Below are 8,724 nucleotides of genomic sequence, written 5' to 3'. Positions count from 1 at the left end.
TTTGTTTGACTACCGGACATCTGAAGAAGAAGAGGACTGTTTCTTTCGCAGGGCGTTCATCAGTGTACGTAGCCGATTGCCGCCCGGCAGCCATTCCAGCTCCTTCTCGTGAATGAGCGGAATGATCAAGAGAAGCCCCAGGTAGACGATCAGTCCTACGCCTACACCCGCCACCGTCTCCGCTGCGCCCAGCAGGCGCGCTTTCCAGTGGAGCACATACCCGACAGCCTCTGTCGCTCCCCATGCGAGCAGCAGCATCAGGTTGGCCACAAACAGCGGATACAACGTATCGACCTTCCAATTGATCTCCACCCGAACGTAGCGTCCGATGATGCGCATATTCAGCAGGCATACGATCGCCGTCGCCACCAGCCAGGAGACGGACAAGCCTTCTATCCCCATGATCGATGTAAACAACAGCGTCGCCGCGATTTTGATCAACACACCCCAAACAAGATTCATCGCCGGCAGCTTTTCTTTGCCCAAGCCTTGCAGGATGCCATTGGTCGCGAGCAGGAGCGAGAGCGGGATCGCACTGACTCCGAGAATCGCCATCGCCTTCGTGCCCTCCACGTCGCCGTACAGGGCGAGATTGGCTCCTTCGGCTACGGCTGTCAGCCCGAGTCCGGCAGGCAATCCGATTAGCCAGGCAAACCGCATCGACAGCTTGGTCAACGTCTGCACGCGCTCCTCGTCTCCCTGCCGCTTTGCTTCGGCAATGGCTGGGACAATCGAGAGCGCGATCGACGAGCCAAACAGGCTGGCGAGCTGCAGAAGCGGGCCGCCCCGGCTGTAAATGCCGAACCAGGTGTCGGCGGTCATTCCGTCTACCTGCCAGACGTAGCGGAAAATATTGATCGCCAAAAAAGAGTCGACCAGGCTGAAGATCGGGATCACCAGGGCGCTGATGCAGATCGGCCAGGCGATCCGCCACATGGACAGGAAAAACTTCCGGTCATACCACCAGTCCAGACGCTTCCAGTCGCTGCCGACAGTAGCCGGCTGCTTGCGCTTGTGCATCCACAAAAGCAATGCGAGGAAAACAAGGCTGAGCATCGTGCTGAGCATCGTTCCGAAATTGACTCCGGTAATCACCGTATCCGTGTCTTCCCCCAGGGAAACCAGATACAAGGACGCGATCAGAATGAACGCCACCCGCAAGGACTGCTCCACGATCTGCGACAGGCCCACATACAGCATCTTTTGATGCCCGTAAAAGAACCCGCGAAGAACGGCGATCAACGGTACGAACAAAAGGGAGAGGGAAATGGCCCGGATCGGTTCGATCAGATGCGGATTTCCCATCATCCTGGCGATCAACGGAGAGCTCGCGTACAAAATGGCGAACAGGACGAGACCGATTCCTCCCATCAGCACCATGCTGCGGGCGAGAATCTGGCTGACCATCCCCTGCTTTCCCTCAGCCAACGCTTCGGCGATCACGCGCGACAGGGCGACAGGGACACCCGCGGTCGCCAGAATCAGAAAGGTCAGATAGAGCGGATACACCTCCTGATAAAGTCCGAGGCCGTTGTCTCCCACGATCTCCTGCAAGGGGATGCGGTAAAACATGCCGATTACTTTTGACAAAATCCCCGCCAGCGCCAGGATAAAAGCGCCGGCGAGAAAGCTATTTTTCACCATGGGAAGCTCCTTGTACAAACGTGGTAAAGGTTGTTGAAATCCACTCTCTATCGTACTATCAATCGGCTCTGGTGGCAAACAGGTATAGTGTCCCAATTCGGCAGGAATACTGAGGGAAAAGAAACCAAAGCACAACTTTGAATTGTCTGCCGAAAAAGGAGGAGTCCCCATGCCCCTGACCGGTCCCTTGATTCGCAGGGTACACTGGCCGTTAATGGAGCGTTTCAAGCAAAATCGCACACGTGTCTACATAAATGATCTGCGCGAGGCGCAAAACCTCTCGATCGAAAAACTGAGGGCTCGCCAATCAGCCAAACTGGGGCAGCTTTTGGAGCACGCTGTTCATCACGTCCCGGCCTATACGGAGTTTGCCGAGGAATGGCATGCCTCCGGCGGAAGCGAGGAACCGTCCCGCTTTCTTCAGCGACTTCCCCAGCTCGAGAAAAGCCGTTTTCGCCAGGAGGCCGACCGTTATGTGACGATCGGGGCCAACCCAGCCGAGCTGATCGCCAACCGGACCGGAGGCTCGACCGGAGAGCCGACGCGTTTTTATCTCGACCGGCCTACGGTGGAACGCTACGAGGCAGCCCGTTGGCTCGGACTGTCGTGGTACGGCATCCGGATCGGCGACCCTTCCGTGATGATCTGGGGTTCGCCGATCGAGCTGAACCGGCAGGACGCCCGCCGGTACCAGCTAAAGGAACGCTGGCTGAAAAACCGGCTGATGATCCCCGCCTACGATCTGGACCAGTCCCGCATCGACGACCACGTGCGGACGATCCGCCGCTTCCGTCCCGTCTACCTTTACGGCTACGCTTCCGCGCTCGCGCTGCTTGCCGAAATCATGCTGCAAACCGGCCGCAAGCTGGGAGTACCGCTCAAGGCGGTCGTCTCTACCGCGGAAACCTTGCACGATCACCAGCGCAAACTAATCGCAGAAGCATTCAAAGCGCCCGTCGTCAATGAATACGGCGCCAGAGACGGCGGCATCATCGCCTACCAGTGCCCGGCTAGCGGCATGCACGCATTTAGCGAGAACTGCTATCTGGAAGTTGTCGACCCCGTTACCGGAGTGCAGCTGCCCGACGGGAAAACCGGCGTGCTGCTGGTCACCGACCTGTACAATCGCGTCATGCCTCGCCTTCGCTATCAGCTCGGCGATATGCTGGCACTCTCGCCAAAGACTTGCACATGCGGCATGGGCTATCCTGTGCTTCAGGAAATCGACGGCCGGGTGGACGACATGTTCGTTTCCCTAAACGGTTCCTTTGTCCACGGCCATTTTATCAATCACATCATCCGCAATATGGAGAGCTTCCGGACGTTTCAGCTCGTCCAGCACGAGCCTTGGCGACTGACTCTCCGCCTTGTCAAGGACCCTGAGCATTTTCGGGCGGATGATGAGGAAAAAGTGCTCCAGGGCATTCGTTCCGCCCTGGGTGATGTCCGTGTACAGGTAGAATACGTGGAACACATTTCCCCGACGGCGTCAGGCAAAACCAGATACGCCATACGGGAATGTCCGCTTACTGTGTCCCCCTGACCGGAGCAGACCGCCTTTTCAACACCTTCTGCAGCAATTCCGAAACGAGCGGCTCCCTCAGGATGGTCAATACGGCAAAGTAGACGACTACAGCCGCGCCAATGCCTGTCAGCATGTAGAGCCAGAGCGGCAAGGCCGTCAGCCACGGGTCCACGCCAATCAGGGCTGCCGCCATGACTGCGCAGCCTGCCACTGTTTTCAAGACGGTTATCAGGAAGCTTTTTTGCACAAGAACGCCGATTTTCCTCCACAGCAGCACGAACAGCAAAAGCGCTTGGCTGAATGCGGAGATGGCCGTTCCAAGCGCGATTCCTCCGTGGTCCAGCACAGGAATCAGCAAGTAATTGGCGATCGTGTACACGCCGATCCCGACCACACCGATGATCACCGGTGTCCGCGTATTTTCCAGCGCATAGAACGCCCTCGTGATCAGGTCGCGGGCAGCCAGTCCGTACAGAGCCAGTCCGTAGAAAGGAAGCGCCCAGGCCGTCAGCATGACGGAACGCTCGTCAAATGCGCCTCGCTCGAAGGCCAGCCTGACAATCGGCTCGGCGTAGACAATAAAGCCGACGCTGACGGGCAGAAGCAGGATGAGCAGGTAAGCCAGCCCTTTCTGCAGCGTGCCTTTCATCTGGTCCATCTCTCCCCGCTTCACAAAGCTTGCAAGCAGCGGAAACAGCGGCAGCGTAAAGGCCCCGACGAAAATCGCCATCGGCATTTGAACGAGCTGATTGGCATTGGCCAGCGCGCTCAGCTTGCCCCCTTCCAGACCGTTGGCAAAGCCTCTTTCCAAAAACGTGGTCGCCTGCGCGACGACAGCCCCGATCAGGATCGGAATAACGCGTTCGCCCATTTCCCGCAAAGCGCGGTCTTCCCTCCAGTGAAAGACGAGACGATGACTGTAGTCAAATTGCTTCAGCGTGGCGAGCATCGGCAGCATGGCGGCCAAATAACCGAGTGTCGTCGCGATTGCAAGACCTACCGAGCCATAGTGCGGCACCAGCAGATACATGCCCACGATCACCACGGCTCCGTTCGCTACAGCGGAGACCGTCGGCGTAAAAAAATGCTGATGCGCGTTGCTTACGCTGGACCATAATCCCGTCAGCCCGATAAAGATCGCCGACGGCCACATCCAGCGGAGCATTTCCGCCGTGAGCTCCATGGCTTCGCCTTTTGTTCCCAAGAGCATCGCAATCGGCTCTGCAAACAAAATCCCGAGCGCCGCGATCAGCGTAAACACCACGAGCACAATCGTCAGCATTTTATGGTAAAGCTCACCGGTCCGCTCGTCTTTTTCCAGCATCCCCCGCATGGTGGGAATCAGTACGGCGTTAATCGCGCCAGGTATGACCAGAAACAAGGTCAGCGGAATCGTTGCCGCCGTGTTGAAGGCGTCGGTAATTTTATCTGTTCCGTACAAGTTGCCCACGTAAATGCTGCGAAAGAAGCCCAGAAGCCTGCCGACCAGCGTCAGCACGATGATCATCGAGGCTGTTTTTAGCAAATTCATAAAATCGATTCTCCCATCTCTGCGACCAAGTACATCTCCAACACGCAAATACACCTGCTATCATATCGTATTTCTCCCAATCCTACCAATCTCTTTCCCCGCCGCCTTGCGACAACGGACGTCAATTCATTATAATAGATGAGTTAATCCAATGTAGGAGGATTTAAAAACAAATGAGAGAGACTGTGTTGAAGTGGGGGAGCCGCCCTATCACGTGGTTGTCCTTGCTTATGGGCTATCCCCTTATCGATTACGTCTTGCGCAAGTACTTGCCGATTCCTGTCGTAACTTCGCTTTGGGATGAAGGGCTTTTGATCGTCCTCCTGCTGTTTGCGTTTGTCGCCTATTTCAGAGGCGTACGCAAGCTGCCGTCCATCAAGCATCCGTTTATCGCGTTCATTGTCTTTGGCATCGCCCTGATGGTGACCGATATGACCAACTGGGACGCGAGTGTCGAAGGCTTTCGCGCCGTCTATCAGTACATGACCGCCTTTTTCATCGGCTTTTATCTGCTGGCGGACAAAGAGCAGATGGCCAATATGCTGAAGGTTTTGTCACTGATCGGTTTTATCACCGGTTTGTACGGCATCGCCCAAGTGATATTGGGCGTGGAAACGCCGATGGGCTGGGTGCAGGAGGGCGAGTCGACCACGACGCGGGCCTTTTCGTTCGTCACCAGCCCGAACGTTCTCGGCAGCTACATGGCCTTGATCGCGCCGATTTCTGTCGGACTTGCCCTGTATGTAAAAAATGGAAAGGAAAGACTGGTCTGGATCGCCGTCGCCCTGACCTCGCTTTTGGCGCTGGTTCTGACGGGATCGCGCGGGGCGTGGATCGCACTGGCGGCTGCCCTGTTTGCCTGCTTTTACATTTGGAAAAAGCGTTGGGCGGGCTATATGGTCCTTGCCGGAATCGTCGGAGTTCTCGCTCTGTATTTTTTCGTGCCTGAGTCCGTTCCTCTCGTCGGAACGATCAAAAACCGGATTTTCACCCTGTTTACTCCGGAGTACCTGAATGCAAGCGCGCAGGCAGGACGCCTGCAACGTTGGGTGACCGCCTATGACCGGATGAGGCTTGAGCCATTGTTTGGCGTCGGTCTCGGCCACCACGGCGGCGCTGTCGGCTCGCGTCACTTTGGAACCATTTACACGGACAGCTATTTGTTCAAGAGCATTGCGGAGCTGGGCCTGATCGGGGTTGGCCTGCTGATCGGCCTGATCGTCATGATCTTCCGTTACGCGGCCCGCGTGGTCCGCTCCCTGATCAATACTCCTGAATTTTTCATGGCGCTTGGACTGTTCGGCGGCCTTGTCGCTGTCGTTCTGCACAATACCGTGGAAAATATTTTCGAAGTGCCGTTCATGTCTCTCTACTTCTGGCTGTTTGGCGGCTTCCTGGTAGCGCTGTACGCCGATCAAACGAAAGAGAAAAGGTGGTGAGCTTACGCCCATGAAACGAAATGGAGTTTTGTCTACGGTGAACTGGGCCTTGTACGCCATCGCCCTGTTCCTGATCTACCATATTCTGGTCAAGCCGGCGTTCCTCGATTTGTCCTGGATCGCCCTGGTTATCCTGTTGCCGCTGCTCGCGCTCTGCTACTATTTGCCGCATCCGGACGAGCGCAGGCAAATTGTCGTCTTTTCGCTGGCCTTTCTGCTCCTGGATCGGGCATTGACCCAGCTCGACGTCAAATCGATGGTCGCTGTCATCGTCGGCGGCGCTGTCGCCATCATCGTCGTCGCCGCTTTGGCGAAGTGGTACGGACGCCTGAGCTGGAAAGCCGTCGGGGCGCTCGTGCTGATTGCCGTCATTGCAAACACGACGTTTTATCGGGACAACCTTTACGCCCTCAGCCACTTTACGGTGAAGTACGAGTCTGACCGCCTGTACAACGGCAGCTGGGTCGATTACTTCCCGATCGCGCTTTACGATGTGGACGGAGACGGTCAGCAGGAAATCATCACCTACGGCAATGCCGAGGAGCTTCCTCTCCCGGATGAAGAAGCGACGAAGCCGGAAACAGAAGAAGAGAAAAAAGCGCTGGCCGACAAGCTGCTTCACCTGCAGGCCGAGCCGCTCTCTCTGTACGTGATGAAGTGGAAGGACGGCAAGCTGGTCCGCATGCCAAACGACCAGATTCCTGCCGAAACGCTGACAGCCGTAAAAGAAAAACTGCCGTCAGATTTTCCCGGATTCCCGTACTATACGATGAAGGATGACCAGCTGGTGCCAAACGTTCAGCGTCAATCCTTTGCGGAAGGCATTCTGCAGATCGGAACCGCCCCGTACCGGGCCCTTTTGCTGGACTTGCAGAACATCGGAGACAAGCTGGCCGAAAATAACGGCAACATGGACGGCAGACTTTCTTTGGGAACGAAGTTCAAGGATCTCAGCATCCGCGAAGGTCTTCTGAGCGGCACGTACGAAGGCAAGCCTTTTGCCGCTACGACGAAAGCAACGAGAATTCTCGACACAATGAAGCTGCCGGACGGGCGCGAGGGTCTCATGATCATGGGTGAGCACATGAGTGTCCTCGCTGTAGAGCCGGACGGCACGACTGTCGAAGCGTACACATTGACGCGCAAGGAGACTGCTCTGGCGACTGCCCGATTCATTCCGGCCGATGTGGACAATGACGGTACCGATGAATTGCTGATCGGCAACAAGCCGTCCTACATCCTGAAAGCAATGCCGGACGGGAAATGGGACGTTCTCTGGTCCAGTCAGGAAGGCGACGAAAGCTTCAGCTTTACGAACTACGCCCAAGTGGGCAGCGACTCCCAGCCGGAGTTGGTCGCTCAAGCGAAAAGCTGGGTCAGCATGAACAAAACGCGCTATCTGTCCGGTTATACCTATACACCGGAAGGATTGAAACAAAACTGGCGCATCTACATGCCTCTGCTCAACATTCAGATCGGCGACATCGACGGTGACCAATCGAATGAGATCATCGCTTCCGTTTATGACCAGCACCGCATTCTCGTGTTCAAACGCCACAATGTACCAGTCGTTCCGCTCGTCAGTCTCTTGTTCATCGGATTGATTGGATACGGGATCGTAAGGAGGGTTCGCCATGCGTAAACGGACCACCGCGCTGCTTGCTCTGTCTGCTCTCGTTTCCGCTTCGCTGTTGACAGGCTGCACCTATGAGTCGGGTCCAAAGTCGTTCGCGCTGACCAATTACGGCGCTACGGACAGCACTCCCGCACAGACGGAATCGGCTGCTGAATGGCTTCAGACAGCGCTGGAAAAAGGAAAAACCGATCCGGAAGCACAGAAATATTGGTACAAGGGACACGTGATCAACTACATCATGGCCCGTACGACCACCAGCATGTTTAACGGGGCGGTCCGAAACCCGGACGGCTACAACGTCGACGCCCGGATCGCCCGTCAGGACTACCAGTACTACCGCATCGGAGACAAGCACTATGTCCGCGTCAAGGACGCCTGGATGACGGCGCGGGAGACGCCTCTGGAATTTGATGTACTCAAAGGCTTTGACGACTGGCTCCCGTTCCTGGATCAAGCCGTTCAGCTCAATGACGAGAAGGTATACGGAACCGTATGCGTTCCCTTCCAGCTGAAAATAACCGGAGCCGAGTGGCTGGAAAAGAGCAGAAATCCGCTTTTTGAATCGTTGAAAAAGCAGCTGGGAGACCGTCCCGATCTGGACTATATCCTAAAAGAATCGACCATTAAAACGACGTTCTGGATCGGGAAGCAGGACCGCTTGCTCCATCAGTACGAAACCTGGATCATCCTGCCGATGCCGGAAGGCGGCACGATGGACCAGCAAGTCTTCTTTCAGATGTTCAAGTACAATGACTCGGGCATCGAGATCAAGGACCCGGAAGAAGTCGAAAAGTATTTGCTCTATTAACGAGAGAAGGAAATCAGCGTTTCGTCTAAAAGGGGAGGCCGCGGCCAGGCAGATATTTTGCTTGGCCACGGCCTCTCTGTTTTTTCTTCTGCCCAAAGAGAAAGACTATTCTCGCTCTTTTGGTCGATCATTTTTGCCCGC

General features: G+C 55.9%; 6 protein-coding genes. 4 read left to right on the top strand and 2 right to left on the bottom strand.

Annotated elements, in window-relative coordinates:
• Positions 1-9: 9 nt before the first annotated feature.
• Positions 10-1,641, bottom strand: a complete 1,632-nt coding sequence (locus Q3F21_RS21265; protein WP_425341291.1) for a putative polysaccharide biosynthesis protein — start codon at positions 1,639-1,641, stop codon at positions 10-12.
• Between the two features lie 172 nt (positions 1,642-1,813).
• On the opposite strand from Q3F21_RS21265, the gene Q3F21_RS21260 reads away from it, so the two are divergent.
• On the top strand, positions 1,814-3,187 hold the full coding sequence (locus Q3F21_RS21260) for a phenylacetate--CoA ligase family protein (protein ID WP_340257539.1): 1,374 nt from the start codon (positions 1,814-1,816) through the stop codon (positions 3,185-3,187).
• Here Q3F21_RS21260 and murJ read toward each other — a convergent pair.
• Entirely contained in the window at positions 3,171-4,700 is a 1,530-nt protein-coding gene (gene murJ / locus Q3F21_RS21255; RefSeq protein WP_340257537.1) for a murein biosynthesis integral membrane protein MurJ, read from the bottom strand. The two genes, Q3F21_RS21260 and murJ, sit on opposite strands and share 17 nt — an antisense overlap.
• Before the next feature lie 173 nt (positions 4,701-4,873).
• On the opposite strand from murJ, the gene Q3F21_RS21250 reads away from it, so the two are divergent.
• From Q3F21_RS21250 to Q3F21_RS21240, 3 genes are read left to right on the top strand one after another with little or no spacing between them, the layout of a single operon-like run.
• Entirely contained in the window at positions 4,874-6,139 is a 1,266-nt protein-coding gene (locus Q3F21_RS21250; protein ID WP_340257535.1) for an O-antigen ligase family protein, read from the top strand.
• A gap of 10 nt (positions 6,140-6,149) precedes the next feature.
• On the top strand, positions 6,150-7,781 hold the full coding sequence (locus Q3F21_RS21245) for a hypothetical protein (protein WP_340257533.1): 1,632 nt from the start codon (positions 6,150-6,152) through the stop codon (positions 7,779-7,781).
• Positions 7,774-8,583 carry a hypothetical protein gene (locus Q3F21_RS21240; protein ID WP_340257531.1) on the top strand — a complete coding sequence of 270 codons (810 nt, stop codon included), beginning with the start codon at positions 7,774-7,776 and terminating at the stop codon, positions 8,581-8,583. The genes Q3F21_RS21245 and Q3F21_RS21240 overlap by 8 nt, the downstream gene beginning before the upstream one ends.
• Positions 8,584-8,724 lie beyond the last annotated feature (141 nt).

Source organism: Brevibacillus borstelensis (genome assembly GCF_037834415.1).
GTDB lineage: Bacteria > Bacillota > Bacilli > Brevibacillales > Brevibacillaceae > Brevibacillus > Brevibacillus borstelensis_A.
This window is presented reverse-complemented; position numbering and strand designations above follow the sequence as displayed.

Coding starts and splice junctions, on each gene's coding strand:
- Q3F21_RS21250 (WP_340257535.1), top strand. CDS start 4,874: ATGAGAGAGACTGTGTTGAAGTGGGGGAGCCGCCCTATCACGTGGTTG.
- Q3F21_RS21245 (WP_340257533.1), top strand. CDS start 6,150: ATGAAACGAAATGGAGTTTTGTCTACGGTGAACTGGGCCTTGTACGCC.
- murJ (WP_340257537.1), bottom strand. CDS start 4,700: ATGAATTTGCTAAAAACAGCCTCGATGATCATCGTGCTGACGCTGGTC.
- Q3F21_RS21260 (WP_340257539.1), top strand. CDS start 1,814: ATGCCCCTGACCGGTCCCTTGATTCGCAGGGTACACTGGCCGTTAATG.
- Q3F21_RS21240 (WP_340257531.1), top strand. CDS start 7,774: ATGCGTAAACGGACCACCGCGCTGCTTGCTCTGTCTGCTCTCGTTTCC.